The 16,059-nt window shown below is 47.2% G+C and carries 14 protein-coding genes; 8 read left to right on the top strand and 6 right to left on the bottom strand.

Annotated elements, in window-relative coordinates; translation table 11 throughout:
- Nucleotides 1-2 precede the first annotated feature (2 nt).
- Together HMPREF1705_RS04620 and HMPREF1705_RS04615 are read left to right on the top strand one after the other, a co-directional pair.
- Nucleotides 3-1,121 (top strand): MGDG synthase family glycosyltransferase, encoded by a 1,119-nt coding sequence (locus HMPREF1705_RS04620; protein ID WP_009202054.1) that lies wholly within the window; start codon nucleotides 3-5, stop codon nucleotides 1,119-1,121.
- 26 nt (nucleotides 1,122-1,147) lie between these two features.
- Nucleotides 1,148-2,320 carry an aminotransferase class V-fold PLP-dependent enzyme gene (locus HMPREF1705_RS04615; RefSeq protein ID WP_009202055.1) on the top strand — a complete coding sequence of 391 codons (1,173 nt, stop codon included), beginning with the start codon at nucleotides 1,148-1,150 and terminating at the stop codon, nucleotides 2,318-2,320.
- On the opposite strand, the gene HMPREF1705_RS04610 is transcribed toward HMPREF1705_RS04615, so the two are convergent.
- From HMPREF1705_RS04610 to HMPREF1705_RS04590, 5 genes are all read right to left on the bottom strand, one after another.
- Nucleotides 2,301-3,125 (bottom strand): Cof-type HAD-IIB family hydrolase, encoded by an 825-nt coding sequence (locus HMPREF1705_RS04610; protein ID WP_009202056.1) that lies wholly within the window; start codon nucleotides 3,123-3,125, stop codon nucleotides 2,301-2,303. The two genes, HMPREF1705_RS04615 and HMPREF1705_RS04610, sit on opposite strands and share 20 nt — an antisense overlap.
- A gap of 65 nt (nucleotides 3,126-3,190) precedes the next feature.
- Complete coding sequence (cobS, locus tag HMPREF1705_RS04605) at nucleotides 3,191-3,937, bottom strand: adenosylcobinamide-GDP ribazoletransferase (protein WP_111089562.1); 747 nt, start codon at nucleotides 3,935-3,937, stop codon at nucleotides 3,191-3,193.
- A 115-nt stretch (nucleotides 3,938-4,052) separates the two neighbouring features.
- Nucleotides 4,053-4,607: a bifunctional adenosylcobinamide kinase/adenosylcobinamide-phosphate guanylyltransferase gene (locus tag HMPREF1705_RS04600; RefSeq protein WP_009202058.1), complete on the bottom strand. Its 555-nt coding sequence runs from the start codon at nucleotides 4,605-4,607 to the stop codon at nucleotides 4,053-4,055.
- On the bottom strand, nucleotides 4,604-5,602 hold the full coding sequence (gene cobT / locus HMPREF1705_RS04595) for a nicotinate mononucleotide-dependent phosphoribosyltransferase CobT (RefSeq protein ID WP_009202059.1): 999 nt from the start codon (nucleotides 5,600-5,602) through the stop codon (nucleotides 4,604-4,606). Before cobT ends, HMPREF1705_RS04600 begins: the two co-directional genes overlap by 4 nt.
- A gap of 21 nt (nucleotides 5,603-5,623) precedes the next feature.
- A complete protein-coding gene (locus tag HMPREF1705_RS04590; RefSeq protein WP_009202060.1) occupies nucleotides 5,624-6,709 on the bottom strand; it encodes an HD-GYP domain-containing protein in 1,086 nt (361 codons plus the stop codon).
- Nucleotides 6,710-6,904: 195 nt separating this feature from the next.
- Here HMPREF1705_RS04590 and HMPREF1705_RS04585 point away from each other — a divergent pair, with 195 nt between their 5' ends.
- A complete protein-coding gene (locus HMPREF1705_RS04585; protein WP_009202062.1) occupies nucleotides 6,905-7,873 on the top strand; it encodes a threonine ammonia-lyase in 969 nt (322 codons plus the stop codon).
- 26 nt (nucleotides 7,874-7,899) lie between these two features.
- Here HMPREF1705_RS04585 and HMPREF1705_RS04580 read toward each other — a convergent pair whose 3' ends face one another.
- Nucleotides 7,900-11,514 (bottom strand): AsmA-like C-terminal region-containing protein, encoded by a 3,615-nt coding sequence (locus HMPREF1705_RS04580; RefSeq protein WP_009202063.1) that lies wholly within the window; start codon nucleotides 11,512-11,514, stop codon nucleotides 7,900-7,902.
- A 174-nt stretch (nucleotides 11,515-11,688) separates the two neighbouring features.
- Between HMPREF1705_RS04580 and larE the strand changes: the two genes are divergently transcribed.
- From larE to HMPREF1705_RS11200, 5 genes are all read left to right on the top strand, one after another.
- Nucleotides 11,689-12,492 (top strand): ATP-dependent sacrificial sulfur transferase LarE, encoded by an 804-nt coding sequence (gene larE, locus HMPREF1705_RS04575; RefSeq protein ID WP_009202064.1) that lies wholly within the window; start codon nucleotides 11,689-11,691, stop codon nucleotides 12,490-12,492.
- A 1-nt stretch (nucleotide 12,493) separates the two neighbouring features.
- On the top strand, nucleotides 12,494-13,609 hold the full coding sequence (gene larC / locus HMPREF1705_RS04570) for a nickel pincer cofactor biosynthesis protein LarC (protein ID WP_040348752.1): 1,116 nt from the start codon (nucleotides 12,494-12,496) through the stop codon (nucleotides 13,607-13,609).
- A 511-nt stretch (nucleotides 13,610-14,120) separates the two neighbouring features.
- On the top strand, nucleotides 14,121-14,522 hold the full coding sequence (gene tnpA / locus HMPREF1705_RS04565; RefSeq protein ID WP_009202067.1) for an IS200/IS605 family transposase: 402 nt from the start codon (nucleotides 14,121-14,123) through the stop codon (nucleotides 14,520-14,522).
- A complete protein-coding gene (locus HMPREF1705_RS04560; protein WP_009202068.1) occupies nucleotides 14,519-15,652 on the top strand; it encodes an RNA-guided endonuclease InsQ/TnpB family protein in 1,134 nt (377 codons plus the stop codon). The genes tnpA and HMPREF1705_RS04560 overlap by 4 nt, the downstream gene beginning before the upstream one ends.
- Before the next feature lie 146 nt (nucleotides 15,653-15,798).
- Nucleotides 15,799-16,056, top strand: coding sequence for a hypothetical protein (locus tag HMPREF1705_RS11200; protein ID WP_306336980.1), 258 nt, complete (start codon nucleotides 15,799-15,801; stop codon nucleotides 16,054-16,056).
- Nucleotides 16,057-16,059: the final 3 nt, after the last annotated feature.

Below are 16,059 nucleotides of genomic sequence, written 5' to 3'. Positions count from 1 at the left end.
TTATGACAAATGAGAAAAGAAGGGCAGCTATAATACATTCGTCCATTGGGACGGGGCATAAGACGGCAGCAAATGCATTGTGTGAGTGGTTTTCGATGTTCAATGTAGAGACGATATGCCTCGATGCTCTAGCTTACGTAAACCCGCTAATTCGAGGAATATATGCTCGCTCCTATCTGGAGATGGTTCGTAAGGCGCCACAGATTTGGGGATATTTTTACGAATCCACCGATTCGCCCGAAGGATCTATAGGGCTACTGATTGGACTTCACGAATTGACCGTAAAGTTAAACGCGAGAAAATTGCTCAAAATTTTATACGATTTTTCCCCAGATGTGATAATATTCACCCATTTTTTTGCCGCCTCCGCCGTTGCTCAGGAATTCAGGGGGAGAATTCCCATTATTTTGGTGAATACGGACTTTTTGAGTCATATCTTTCACCGCGATAAGGATGTTTACGACGAGTGGTTTATAGCTTCGGAAGAGGCGAGGTTACAATACGAAGCAGACGGTATCGACATGAACAAAGTTCACGTTTCGGGAATTCCTGTGAGGCGCTGTTTTGCAGACCCTCCGGCAAAGTCTTCCGCTCGTGCCAAGTTGGGCCTGTCGCAGGAGTCCGAGGTATTTTTAGTCATGGGGGGCGGCATAGGAGTCGGCCCTCTGGAGGATGTTGTCGAATCTCTATCTCAGGTAGATGGAGCCACAGTCTTGACCCTCTGTGGTAACAATGACGATCTAAGAGAGGCAATGGAGGAGAGATTCTACGATAACTTCAAAGTGAAGGTATTCGGTTTTGTCAAGGATATGGTGAACATATATGCTGCCTCTGACGCTATCGTGATGAAGCCGGGCGGTTTATCGACCTCCGAGGTGCTGTGCATGAAACGCCCGTTCTTTCTTTGTGGAGTCATCCCGGGGCAGGAGCAAAGAAACTCCGATTATCTGCTCGATCGCGGTGCTGCAAAAGCCATATTTGAACCCCGGAGGACAGCCCATACTGTATTGTCCGTCCTCAGAAACGATGCGGAGAGAAAAAGGCTTACGGATATTGCGGGCAGCTTGGCCAGGCCAAGGGCAGGGGAATTCATAGTTAAAAAGGTTTTGGAAAATATTTAGTTTTTACTGCAGGAGGAGTGAGGTTAGTGTCCTTATATCTTAACAACGCTGCGACCAGTTGGCCGAAACCAAGGGTGGTGGCGGAGGAGATGTCGAATTTCATTCTGAATGCCGGCGCCAATCTTGGCAGGGGAAGCGCTTCCGACAGAGACGTGATGACCCTCGGTTTGGTCGCCGATACGCGTGCCAAAATTGCGACCCTTTTTGACGGCCACTCGGATCGGGATCCCAGGTATGTAACCTTTACTTCCAACGTTACGGAAGCTCTCAACGTCGTCATAAAGGGATTTTTGAGGCCCGGCATGACCGTCTTAACCTCCTCCGTGGAGCACAATGCCGTGATAAGGCCCCTCAGAAGCTTGGAAAGAAAAGGCGTAAGGGTCATCGTAATGAAATGCGACCGAAATGGCTTCCTGTCTCCCTCGTTTTTTGAAGAGGAGATAAAAAAACACAGGCCAAATCTGATCATCTTAAATCACGCAAGCAACGTCTGCGGAGCGATTCAGGATATCGAGGCCTTATGCGGTATATGTGGCGATTACGGCCTTCCCGTGGTTATAGATGCCGCCCAAGCTGCCGGTCATCTGCCTATATCGGTGTCCAAAGGGGACATAGCTGCTTTATGTTTTACGGGGCATAAAGGGCTGCTGGGCCCCCAGGGCACGGGGGGAATTGTATGGAGACCTGACTTTGCCGAAGCTGTTTCTCCCCTTATAGAGGGGGGGACGGGAAGTTTCTCTCACGAAGAGGTTCAACCGGATAAACTGCCCGATAAATTCGAGTCCGGCACCCTCAATTTGCCCGGAATAGCTGGGTTAAGCGCTGCTATAGATTGGATAGATGCTCGTGGGATAAAAAATATCGCAGAAAAATCCAACCGCCTCGGCGAGAAACTTTTAGATGGGCTGCTCGGTATGCCCGAAGCCATCCTTTACGGGCCGAAGACCATGGCAGGCAGACTTCCCGTATTCGCCTTTAACGTGAAGGGTTGGGATAACGCCGAGCTGGCGTTTAAGCTTAACGACAGGTGGAAAATTGAGACCCGTCCGGGGCTGCACTGTGCTCCGCTGGCCCACAGGACGCTCGGCACCTTCCCGGAAGGCGCCTTGAGGGTCTCGCCCGGCCCCTTCAACGAAGAGGAAGATATAGAGTTTTTTTTGAACGCTCTGTCGGAATTGGTTAAAGATAGCGGGGAATGACGATCTCTTCAATGGCTACGGCTACGCCATCTTCGTCGTTGGAGGCAGTTACGAAGGAGGCCTTGGATTTCACGTCCTCTCTGGCGTTTCCCATGGCGATCGACACTCCTGCCGCTTCGAACATCTCCACGTCGTTTTCGGAATCGCCTATGACGCATATTTCATCTCTTTCTATGCCAAGGCGATCGGCCAGAAATTTTATAGCTTTTCCCTTGCTCGTCTCCGGATTCCCAAGATCGATATAAAGTGGTGATGAAATGGCCACGAAGAGGCGGCCGTTGAAATTCAGTTTTATCTCGTCCCTGATTTGCTCCGTTTGGCTTGGGTCGTTGGCAACGACGAGCAGCTTGGTCGGCTCTTTTTTTGGGTTGTATATCTCATCGCCCGCGACTTGGGGCGTTACATCCGAGTTTCTGGCATATATCAAGGCCTTTTGGTTCAATTCCTTGACGTAGAGCACATCGTCAATGTAGCTGTTTACGTGCCATTTCCTCTCCCTTAAAAAGGACATCACGTCCTTGGCCAAATTCAGCGGTATCGGCCTATGTAACAACAGCTCGCCAGCAGCGCTTTTTACCAAGGCGCCATTATAAGATATTACCTGAGTATTGGGTCCGAATTGAAGGGCATATTTTCTCGCAGAGGGGAACATCCTCCCCGTTGCTATTACAAAAATAACCCCGCGGGAGATCAGTTCTTTAATGGCCAGAGCCGTCCTTTCGGTGATGTTGTTTTGTGAAGTCAATAAAGATCCGTCCAGATCTATCGCGATCAGTTTTATTCTTTTTCTTCCCTGTTTTTCCATTCTTACCACTTCTTCTTTCCCTATCTGTGTGCTGAAATTTGTGGATCTGTCCTGCCCTTAATAGCTTAGGACGTAAATAAAGCTATAGCAGCAAGGGCAAGGATTTCGCCTAAAACCTCTGTTGCCCCGAGGACATCGCCGCTTATCCCCCCCAATCTGTATTGTGCCCAAAGGGACATAAGGACGCCTACGACCGTCGTCGCTAAAAAGGACAAGACCCACATCCAAGGTCCGAAGAAGAAGATTAACACAAAACAGATAAAAGCGTAAGCGGTTTCTTTGAGGGAAAAATTTTGAACGAAGGAAAAGGCCATACTGTTCTTCCAAGGGCAGTTGCCCATACAGGCAGCGCAACACATCGCCCATTTGCCCGATGCGCTCACTATCATTCCTATCGTTATCCATCGCCATGAGGGGAGGGCGAACAGGAGGGAAGTCCAGAGGCCAAAGGTCAAGACTAGGGCCATAACGCCATAGGGACCGCAGCGGCTGTCCTTGACGATCTCTCTCATTTCCTCACCGCTTTTACCGCTTGCCCAACCGTCGGCAATGTCGCTCAGACCGTCCAGGTGCAATCCCCAGCCCAAAAGGACGTATACTACTGCCGAAGCCCAGGCGGCACCGAGCGCAGCAAACCTCAGGCTGAGGAATGCCCCTATCCCTCCCCATAGGGCGCCTAAGAACCCCCCCATTAAAGGAGATACGACTAAAATCATGGCATAGGGTGGTTCTTTTTCGGGCAAAAGGATTTTAGGCACGGGAATTCTGCTGAAAAAAGCAAATGAAGCCGCTATCAACTCCAATATGCGCAAGGCCAGGCCCCCTTTTGGAATTTATGAATTACCTCTACATTATCTTGATAAAGATATTTTATATGTAAAATTTTTTTGCGACCAGCCTCGCTCGTCTTTTGTCAAATCACTGAAGTCAAAAGAGTGGTTTGCCCTTAAGCCATAGGGGCAATCCAGCCATGATCATGGCGACCCTTTCCGCTCGCGAGGCGACAATTTGATTGGCTCTGCCGTGGAGGTCCCGAAATCTTCGTCCCATTAACGAGAGGGGTGTAATTCCGCAACCTAACTCGTTGCTAACTATGACGAATACTTCCGGTCCTCTGACTCCACACAAATCCTCTACATTGGAGAGAAGCTCTCCTTCGGCCCTTTGCCACTCCCCTTCGGAGAGGTTTTCGATATCGTAATTGTCGAATATGAGTTCCGACAACCACGTGGTGAGACAATCCATCAAAGCGGCGCCTTTGATCGCGTCGGCGAAATCTATGAGATCCTTAGGATTGCCCTCCCAGGTGCTCCATGAGGCAGGCCTTTCTCTTTTGTGAAAAAAGATGCGCCTCCTCATTTCTTCGTCGCCCGGCCTTGCGGTGGCCAGAAAGGTGACGGGCCCTTCATATTTCTCCAATATAGCTTTTGCGAAGCTGCTCTTTCCGCTTCTCGCCCCTCCTAGGATAAATATCAGTCTCATTGAAGAGCTCCCTTTATTAAGTTGTCGTATAGTTTCTCTATTTTGTCGGTCAACCTATCAAGGGAAAGGCCCAGATAAGTTGCATACCACAGGGCGCCCCCGGCGCCAACGCCCTCCTTTACGTAACCTCTTTCGTAATCCGAAAGCCCTTTGAAGGCTGAGCGGGATAGGTCGACGGGAACGACATGAGTTTTGATTCCTAAGTCTTCAGCCAGATCGGCGAAGTTTGCCGTCTTGTCCGTGGCCACGTATTTCGTTGTGGCTATCTCGATTTCCCCATTGTACCCTTCATGCCTCAAGATGGCCGCTACGGCAAGCATCTGAGTTCCGCCTGCAAGGACAACGCGAGACCTGTTAAAGGACCCCATGGCAATCCCTGCTACCGCTGCCTGCATAGGATCTCCCAATAGAGAGAGGGCATCTAGCCCTTTATGTCGAAGCGAACCTTCGCTTATGCCGTAGACCTCACAACATTTTTTCCAAATCTCTACTTTCAAGTTCGTCGGGTTTTTGGGGCTTGCCGAGGAGACCATGCCGTCGTAACCCAGGGCCTTAAGAACGAGAAATGCGGAGGTGGTCCCTCCAGGTATGGATTCTCCTATGACTACAAGGGGCTCAATTGCCGATATGTTATGTCCCAAAGTTTTTGCCCAGGAATATATTCTCTTCGCTTCAATTACGGCAGGTCTTTCTAAGGGATTTGCGCCGGGTGTCGACGATATCTCTACGTAGGGACAGGCGGGCGGGATGAAGCTTCCTGTCCTTACGACCATGACGGGAAATTGGGCCTCTTCGTAAGCTGCCCTAGTAAGTATTGCAGGTGTGGGATGTCCTTCAGGGTCGACCGGCAAGGAAGAGCTTGTGAGGCATTTCCCCCAATAGACGAGTTCTGCATCGGAAGGCACGGTGTATTTAATGGCTTCGACGTTTTCTCCTGCGGCAGAAAGGCCAGGTATTTTGCTCAATTCGGTGTTGGCAATGCAAAGCAAAAACATTCAGCGATCCCCCTTCGTATGTTATTCTGATGGTTCCTCTACAACTTCATCTATAGATAATATTGTGTTTTCGGCCAAGGATATTGTGGTTGGGTTTTTCAGAGACTTTAAATTATTATCGTAAAAGATCTTGACCTCGGGATAGGCTACTTTCCCTGGCTTTATCGACGTGACCAATCCAACCTCGCCGGAGTTTAGTTTGACCCAAGTGCCAATCGGATAGGGGGCTACTATATCTAGGAATTTTTCTACCACGAGGGGGTCGAACAATAAGCCGGCTTTTCCCTTTATGTAATAATAGGCTTGATGAGGGAGCATGGATTCCTGATAGGGCCTTTTCGATATCAAAGCGTCGTAAACGTTCACTGGGGCTACTATGCGAGAATAGATGTGGATGTCCTCTCCTGCAAGGCCTCGGGGGTAACCCGAGCCGTCCCATTTTTCGTGGTGTTGCAGGACGACGGCCCTGGCCGTGGGCCAAACTAACGGGCAATCCTGCAGAAATTCAAAACCTATTTTGGGGTGTTGTCTGACTATACTTCTCTCTTCCTCCGTCAAAGGCCCTTCTTTGTTCAAGATTGACTTCGGAATTCCGACCTTCCCTATGTCGTGCAGGACCGCGCCCATGCCCAGATTGTGGAGTTGGTTTTTGGTCATATCCAGGATCTTGCCGATCATAAGAGAGATGGTCATAACTTGGAGGCTGTGTTGGAAGGTGTAGGAATCGGCGTTTTTTATGTCGATTAGGTGAACGATCAGGTCATTTTGTCTTGAAATGATTTCCACGATGCCTGAAACTATATCATCCAGAAGTTCCAGGTTCATCTGCGAGGAACGCCTGAGGCTGCTTTGAAGGGCTTGGTCAAAAGCTTTTTTGATGACGTATACTGCCTTTGCCGTATCCTCGGGCGTTATGAGGGGTTTAACATCTGTATCTATCCTATCGTCCTTGACGTAAAGAAAGGGAATGCCCCTTCTTTTTATGAGTTCTATCAGGCGATCGTTGAGTGTTACATCACTATTAAGCAAGAGGATGCCTGCATCCGATATAATAGGACGTGCTACTATCATCCCTGATTTCAGCTTTTCCGTGCTTATTAGCTTCATTGGGCTGAAGTCACCTCTACAAAATATCAATTTTTAAAACGGGGCACCCAAAAGGCCATTTCTGCCTCGAAGAGGACAGGGGCAGATGGCATCTTGCTGCTTTGACATGGAATAATTAATATTATAATATTACCATGAAGTGTTGTAAAAACCTTTATAAAATTAAAGCACATAAAGGAGAATCGTATAAAAATTATGATATGGCCTGAAATGAGGGATGTATTGAGGGCGGCGAAATTTTTAGAAGGCAAGGCGAGGCGCACTCCAACGGAAGAATCGGCCGATCTGAGCAAGATAGCGGGAGGAAGAGTTTTTCTCAAGTGGGAGAACATGCAACCTTGCGGATCCTTTAAGATCAGGGGATCTCTTAATAAAATGTTTCACATGTCCGAGGGCGAAAGAAAGCGGGGAGTTGTGACCGCTTCAAGCGGCAATCACGCTCAAGGGGTGGCCATGGCTGCCAAAATGCTTGGCGTAAGGGCGGTAGTCTTTGTTCCGTCGGTATGCCCTATAACAAAACGAAAGGCCATTAAAAGGCTGGGCGGAGATAAAGTAGAGCTTAGGGTGACCGAAGGCCTGTACGATGAAGCGGAGGCGGCTGCAAAGGAGCTGTCGAGAACCGAAGGTTTGACCTACGTCTCTTCCTACGAGGATCATTACATCGTAAGCGGCGCTGGTACCGTGGGGCTTGAGATGTTGTTGGACGAACCTGAGCTCGATATGATCATTGTGCCGGCAGGGGGCGGCGGTTTAATAACCGGCATCGCTACAGCTGCCAAGGCCCTTTCTCCCCGCATAAGGATCGTTGGGGTTCAATCGGTGGCGTCCATGCCCTGGGTTGCATCTTGGCAGTCGGGAAGGGTCGTAGATGTATCCTATTCAGACACATTGGCCGATGGCCTGACGGGCGGAATACCGCAGTCTTTGCTCGATCTGGCCAGGGTTCGCGTTGATGATTTCATTGCTGTAGAAGAAAAGGACATTGCCGGGGCAATCTCTTTTCTTCATAAAAAACACCATCAGGTAGTTGAGGGAGCGGGGGCTATCGGTGTAGCTGCGTTATTATCGGGGCGGATATCGGCCGTGGGGCGTTATGTCGGAGTGGTCATATCGGGAGGCAACATCGATCACGAAGTTTTGATGAGGGTCCTGTCCGAAAATTGAGGCTAATCTCGGCGTAAAGCGGGATCTTAATGATTTCCCTTGATTTCGTCCGCAGTTGAAAAGGTGCCCTTTTTACTGTTATCCTCTGAGGTGGGTTTGAAAATGCCGTTTAAAAGTCCTTCCAGGATCTGAGAAACGAACTGCTCCCCTAAATCCCCCTCAGAAGGCTTACCGCTGCCTGTCGGGAAGTTAAAATGGAGGTTGAATTTCCACTCATCCTCATCATCATCGAATTGGTAATATAATGGGCCTTTGGCCATTAGAGGTTCGTTTACCCTTAGATTTGAGATTGTCAGGGATGGCCAGCTGCCTTTTATGTGAAGAGAAATGTCTTTAAAGTCGTTGAGGGAAAATCCGCTGATGAAGCCCTTGAGCAAATTTTGGGCCATTTCCTGTTCCGTCGGATTTTCAAGTATCGCTACTTCCTTCACGGCCCTGGTCAGGGCGTTTAAAGCTTTGACGTTTATATTTCCTGAGCAGAACAGATCGATCATCCCGTCTAAAGCCAGAATACCGTCAATGGAGATGTATCGGTACAGGGAATCGTTGGGTTGGGAGGTTATCATGCTTCCCGGCAAAATGTAAAGTGACGGACCGTTGATATAAAAGTCCAGGGAGGCCTTCTGAAAATTCAGGCTATTAAGTCCAATGCTTTTCAGCCCATCGTGTTTTTCAGCAAACCCTACGATTTTACCGTCTGTCACATCTAATTTGCCGTAGCCCGAGAGGTTCACCAATCGCGTACCTTCGCCCTTCAAATTGAGGGAAAGGTTTAAGATGCCGTCCGATGAAACCGATTCCGCCAGAAAATTTTGCAAAAATGCGTTCAGCGGAGCGTTTTTTATATCTATATCGCTTTGCCACGCCAGGAGCTTTCCAACCTGAGCGGAATAGCTCATATTCAAGGTTCCTCCAAACAGCGAGGCCTTTAAGTCATCGATCCGAAGGGAATCGGAGCTCAAAGCAAGAGGAATCTCCACGTTTTGGAACTTAACGTCAAAAAAAGAAAGCTCCTCTGATCGGATAAGGCCCCGATAGGTTAAGGCTCCGTCGTATTTTCCGGCAAAACTCATCTTGGCCCTGCCTTTAAGCTTTCCTTTTAGATTTGGCGAAAGCAGTTGGGAAAACATATCTATGGGGACGTTGTCTCCGTCAACCTCGAATTCGAAGGTCGGATAGGGCTTGATGCTGCCCTTAGCTCTCCCCTTTATTGTCCAATTTTCACCGCTGGCCTCCGTGACGTCTAATGCAAGATTGACCGTATCGCATTTAGCCTTGAATTTTACGGTTTCAAAGGTTAAGCCGTCTATTGCCGCCTCTCTAATCAGGCCATCTATTTCAATCTGAGGAGAGGTAAACTCACCTTCTACGACCACTTTCCCGCCCGTTATGCCCCGAACGAACCAGAGGGAAGGCAAGGGGAGTCCTGAGATATCGACGGCATTGAAGTCTCCCGTTAAATGCAAGTTATCCCCCTCAATTGTTCCGCCCAAGGAGACAATGCCATTGCAGAGACCGAAGGAGAGGGACTGCACTTCCATAGAAGAATTCTTTCCGCCCACGGCTAATTTAAAGTCCTTAAGGGGGATGTCCTTTACCGTTACATCCTGGCCGTACATCTTTGCATAGAAACTTAGATTTCCGCTGTGTCCTTCCGCTTTGAAATTTCCTCTTAACATACCATGGATAGGCCATGTTTTCGGCTCGAGGCGCAAATCGGAGATCGTACCTGAGATCTCCGTAAAAAGCTCGCCCTTTTCATCTTTTATTTTCCCAAGAAACTCCACCTTTCCGCCATTTAACATGGCTCGTCCCTTTAAGTTTAAGCCGCCCTCAAAGGAAGCTGCTTCGGCGTGCAGGTCTAGTAGCTTCAACAAATCGCCAAAGACTAAAACGGGTGCGTCGGCTACTGCCGAAAAGATGACACCCTCCTTTTCCTTTGAAATGCGCCATCTCACTTCCGTTTTTCCCTTCATCTTCGGATCGACGGAGTCGAATATTCCGCCTAACTCGATATCTCTTGCAATTCCCGATAGGTCAATGTTAGGGCTCGGCGAAAAGAGATCTGAGATAGTCCCCTGCCCTGTCACTTCGCCATCGTAAAGTTTTGCCTGTAAAGACGAGATCTTTAATCCGTTCTTTTTAAGGGTGAATTCCATCTTGAGATCTCTCAAATCGGCGAAGCCTGCTTTGAGTCGATTGGATTTCGCGACACCTTCTAAGGCCAATTCGTCAGGTTTACCCTGTACTTTGACGGTAATGTCGCATTGGCCCTCGAGGTTCTTGTCCGAAAGGGAACTGAAAAGTCGGCCCAACTTGCCGATTTCCAACCCTTCGGCAGAGACCAAAGCATCGAGCATCAAGGAGCCGTTATGCAGAGCCGATCCTTCCATAGCGATGGGAATTCCCTGCCAATATCCCCTGCCTTTGAAGGAAACCTCCTTGCCGGATATATCTGCGGCAATTTCAGCATCCTTTAAGGTAAACCCAGTGGCGGTAAATTCGTCGGACGTGAAATGAATCCTTCCCGAGAGCTTCCTCGGATGTCCCTTAAGATGCAGGCGGACATCCTCTGCCATTCCGTCAAAGGATGAAAGCCAGGGAAAACGACTCTGCCACTTTTCTGTTGAAGCTTTATCTGAGAATAAGTCCAACTTCAACATCAAAGGGTTAAAGGCGACTTCTATTTTTCCCGTAACTTCTGTCTCGAAAGACCTATTTTCGAGAAGCTCAAAGTTAAGTTTGCCTTCTTTGTAGATCATGGTGAATGTAGCGCTGTTTAATGGTATATCGACAATTTCGCCGGAAGGCACGTAAAAACGTCCTTCAACGACGATAGAACCGCTATCGTCGCAAGATATGGCCATAGTACCCGAAAGGAAGCCCTTAGGTTGTGCCGCTTTGAATTTTGGAAATATAGCCACTATCTCTTCGGCGCTTAACTCTTCGACTTTGCCGGTCAGATTGATGCGTGGTGTTAACGTCCCTTCAAGTTTTAGTTTTGTATCGTTCACCTTGACATGGCAGTCTTCTAAAATTAATTTTTCGTCGGCCCTCAACGCCCTGAATTTACCGGTGATTTTTAAGGAATTAATCGCGCCGCGAAAGTCGACGTCGATCGAATCGTCATGAGGCTTGAACCTGGCCTGGGTTATGCTGTAGTTTCTTTTTCCTGAGACCTTTACATCTTTCAAGACGATCTCTTCTATCGGTGGAGGTGGCGATGCATTTGTTTCTTTGATTGCAGCGATAGCAGTTGCCAGTCTCGAAGCTTCATCCTTCGATATATCTATAGAATTTATTTCGATACTTTTGATGGCGGGTTTCCCTTTGATGAGCGATTTGACGGATGGTTTGATTTCTATAGATTTGGCGAGCAGCAATTCATTGCCGTCCAGGAATATCTCGACGCCGCTGCCTACGTATCCGGTGATGGGGTTGCCGGAAAAGGAGGCAAAGCGAAGGTCAAGACCTGCGACGCTTTTTAAGGCCTTCTCTATCTTTTCGACGACAAAGGCCGACCCGAAGTCGCCTCCCCTTTTTAAAACCACCGAGGCGACCAATACCAAGGATAAGAGAAAAAGACAAAATAGGAATGCTATGGTTTTTAGCGTTCTTTTTGTTAAAAATTTTTTTGACATTTAAATAAAATCCTTCTAGAATGTCATATTTTTTAAATATTAATTCATGACCCCGAAAAGGGATAAGAGTAATTTTGCCTACCTTAAGGCTAGACCGGCAAACCTTCTACACTTATTATAAGCCAAAATGTATAATAAACTGTAAAACACTCTACGACGAAAAGAGGTAATAGGATGTCCAAATGGACTAAGTTGTTGGAATACATAAATAAATACGACAACATCTTGATCTTGCTATCGGGCGGATTGGATAGTTCTTTTTTGGCCTATACCTGCTCGAAGGTTGAAGGCAATGTCCTGGCCGTGACCTTCTCCTCTCCTTTGATTCCCGACGACGAAGTGGAAGAGGCCAAAAAAGTGGCAGAAACATTCGGGCTCGAACACCATGTAATATATTCAGACGACCTGAGCGTAAGCGAGATAAGGCAAAATCATCCTAGGCGGTGTTATTTCTGCAGAAAAAACAGAGACACTTTGGTTATGAAATGGCTTGAAAAGTTTGCTTTAAAAGGGTATGTGGTAATGGACGGGGTGACGGAATCGGACACGATGGAATACAGGCCCGGCCTTGAAGCTGCAAAAGAGGACGGTGTGCATCATCCTCTGAAGGAAGCAGGTTTGAGGAAGGAAGATATCAGAAAGCTTGCCCGTGAATTCGATTTGAAATTTTGGGACAAACCTCCTTCCCCCTGTCTTGCAACGCGTTTCCCCTACTACACAACCTTGTCTGTAGAGGAGATAGGTCAGGTCTCAAGGGCGGAAAAAGAGTTGGCTTCCTTAGGCCTTAAAGAGGTCAGGGTCAGGTGTTATCGTCCGAAAGTTGCCGTGGTTGAGGTGTCTCGTGAAGATATGGGAAAGGCTTGGGCAGTCAGGGACGAACTGAGGAGCCTTCTGCAGGGACTTGGCTTTGTAGTCGTTGCACTGGATTTGGAAGGACACAGAAGCGGCAAGATGGATTCTTTAGCGGGAGGGATATAGAGTGATAATATTCGAACCGAATTTCTCGGGAGTTAGCGGAGATATGCTTTTGGGAGCATTGGTGGACCTTGGGGCCGATTTTGCCCTCCTCGAGCGGTTCAATGCTGTTGAAGGCGTGAAGGGCCTTTCCGGCGTAGAGATAAGAAAGGAAATAACAAAAAAGGGGAGCATAGAGGCGACAAAAATCGACATATCCCTCGACGAACACTTTCATGGTAGGCACGGGCATGAGATGTTGGAAATTTTAGATCGGACCTCCTATTCCGTTGGAGCTTCCAATTGGGCCATAAACAGGGCGAAGGAGGCCATACTCTGTATCCTTGAGGCTGAGGCCGATGTGCACGGAGCAGAGGTCGAAGAAGTCCACCTTCATGAAGCGGGAAGTTTTGACACGATCATCGACTGTCTTGGTTTTTTTATGCTCCTTGAAAGTTTGGGAGAAAAAAGAATTGCCTCTACTCCCGTTTGTACGGGAAGCGGAAAAGTTAAAACTTGTCACGGATTATTACCCGTTCCCGTGCCCGCCGTGATGGCGATAGCATCGAAAAAAGGGGTTCCCCTTTTGGGGAGCGATATCGAAGGGGAGCTGGCTACTCCGACGGGGGTTTCCCTTTTGGCGGTATCTGCCACCTTTTACAAAGTCCTTCCTTCTTTCGTTCCTTCCAAGGTAGGATATGGTGCAGGCTCTAAAGATTTCGAAGTGGCAAATGTCTTAAGGGCGACCATGGCCGAGGAGGAAGATCTGGAAGAGACGATCCTTATCGAAACATCGCTGGATGATATCACCGGAGAGGAAATCGGATATGCCATTTCTAAGCTGCAGGAGACATCGAAGGAAGTTCATCTTCTGCAGGGATTGGGAAAGAAAAACAGGCCCCTCTTTGTCCTGAGGCTTTTGGTCGATGCTGAAAATTTAGATCAAGCTATCGAAGGCCTCTTCGAGTATACCACTACTATAGGGGTGAGATATTGGCCGGTTTCAAGGGTAAAAATGAAACGTACGATTGAAGAAGTCCCCCATGAAGGCGGTTTTGTGCGCGTGAAGGTCTCTCGGCACGGGAACCTCCAAAAGGAGAAGATCGATTTTGACGACCTTACGAAAAATGCCGGGAGTTGATTTATTTTAGATGAGTTTAGCGTCATTATTGTTAGATTTATTTATTTATCTATTAATAATTGTTACTCAACTTGTGATATTACGATAAATCGTTGCATATTATGTTGCTCGTTTATTTGCATTAGTAAATCATCAGTTATTATAATTATGCGAAATGTCTTGACTTTTCTTCCGAGACTCAATTAATATAAATTTATCAAACGTAAAAAATTATTCGAACAATCACAGGATGTTCATGGTATATTCGGATATCTCGACTTTGGGTTTTTCGAAATTCATAAAAGCATTACTGTTTTTGAGGTCGTTTTTGGCTTTACCCCTTGGGTACATAGTATCTTATTGCCCTTTCCTCATCGGATTTTTTAACCCTATGCGTAGCATGGGAATGAAAAAGCATGTCTTCTTACGATCAACCGCCGGGAAAGCCCCCTTTTTTAAAGGTGGGATGAAAGGTGGTGTTATTTTTATTAGATGTATTGCAAATATCTAATAACTATATTATAATTTAATTATGAACGGGAAAAGATGGAAACGGTCAACAACAACTGTATACAATATTAGCTATCATCTTATCTGGTGTCCTAAATACCGCCGCAAAGTACTGGTGGATGATGTGGCAAAACGGCTGGAGAAACTGCTGTTACAAAAGGCTCATGAGATTGAACTAGAGATTGTCCAAATGGAGATCATGCCAGATCATGTGCATCTGTTCGTGAAAACAACGCCTACCAATAGCCCCCATTTTATCGTACAGCAGTTGAAAGGTTATACTTCTCGTATATTGAGACAAGAGTTCCCATCGCTGAAAAGTAGGCTACCGTCTATGTGGACCAGATCGTACTACTGTGAATCGGTTGGCCATATATCCGAAGAAACTATCCGCAAGTATATCGAGAAGCAGAAGAACAAATGAAAACCTACCGTTTCAAGCTCTACCGCTCAAAGAAGAACAAAAAACTTCATAGATTGATAGACGTTGCTGGGCGTATATATAACCACCTTATAGCCCTGCATAAGAGATACTACCGCCTGTACGGAAAACATTTGAACGTCAACAAACTGATGCAACATATGACGAAATTAAAGAAACGCCGAAGGTTTGTTTTCTGGAATCAGTTAGGTTCCCAGGCGATCCAGGATATTGCCCAGCGGATTGAAAGGAACTACAAGCTTTTTTTCAAAAACCAAAAGCGCGGTATCAAAACAGCGCCGCCTTCCTTCAAGAAGATCAAGAAGTACAAATCTTTCACTTTGAAGCAGACCGGATACAAACTGCTTGAAGGGAATAAGATTATAATTATGGGCAACGTATACAAATACTCCAAGTCCCGCAATATTGAAGGAAAAATTAAGACCTTGACAGTTAAACGCGACTTTCTGGGAGATATATACATTCATCTGACGTGTGAAACTGAAGAGACCGCTGTCGAACCAAGATCGGGTAAAAGCGTCGGGTTGGACTTCGGCCTGAAGCAGTTTCTCACAACGTCAGATGGAAAAATTATCGAATCTCCTTTATTCTTCAAACAAAGTATAAAAGAAATACGGAAACTGCACAGAATCCTTTCCCGCAAAAAGAAAGGATCTAACAATCGCAAAAAAGCATTAATAACTCTTGCCAAGGCCTATAAGAAGATAACAAACCGCCGCAGGGACTATCACTTCAAGCTGGCTAAAGAACTGGCTGAAGAATATACCATAATCTGCATTGAAGACTTAAACATTAATGCGATGCAAAAAATGTGGGGAAGAAAGATATCCGATCTCGGACACGGCCAGTTTGTAAACATCTTAAAGCACCAGTGTACCAAGGTTGGGACGATGGTAGTAGAAATTCCGCGGTTTTATCCTTCCAGCAAGACATGTTCGAAGTGTGGGTATGTGCTGGAAGAATTGTCTCTCGATGTAAGAAGTTGGGCCTGTCCGATATGCGGTGCAGTGCATGATCGGGATGTCAATGCGGCCATAAACATTCTCAGGGTTGGGGCATCAACCCTTGGGGGAGAAGGAGTAAAACCTGCTTCGGCGGGCATCCTTCGATGAACCAGAATCCCACAAATTTATTCGTGGGAGTATGTCAAGAACCATCGCCATATCTTTAGGCATGTTTCTTATGTTTTGTCACCACCCTTATTACGTGAGGCTTTAATGCGACAAGCATTAAAATAAACGAAAGGTGGCGAAGAGTTGTGAAGAGACGGTTGGTTTGGTTCGTAATGGTCGCGATCCTTCTTTCCCTGGTTTTTGTGGGGCAGAACGCGGCAGCGGCTCAGGAGCCGAAGTATGGTGGCGTGTTGAGGTGGCGTGCGGTAAACGATCCTCCCAAGCTAGATCCGGCGATGGCAACTGACACCAGCTCCTCGAGAAACGTGTACCTCATGTTCGATATGCTGGTAGATAATGATCCCGACGGAAAGAGCATAGTTCCTAGGTTGGCCGAAAGCTAGGAG

Source organism: Acetomicrobium hydrogeniformans ATCC BAA-1850, assembly GCF_000160455.2.
In the GTDB taxonomy this organism is placed as follows: Bacteria; Synergistota; Synergistia; order Synergistales; family Acetomicrobiaceae; genus Acetomicrobium; species Acetomicrobium thermoterrenum.
The sequence above is the reverse complement of the archived record's forward strand: the minus strand, read 5'-3'. Positions and strand labels throughout refer to the sequence as shown.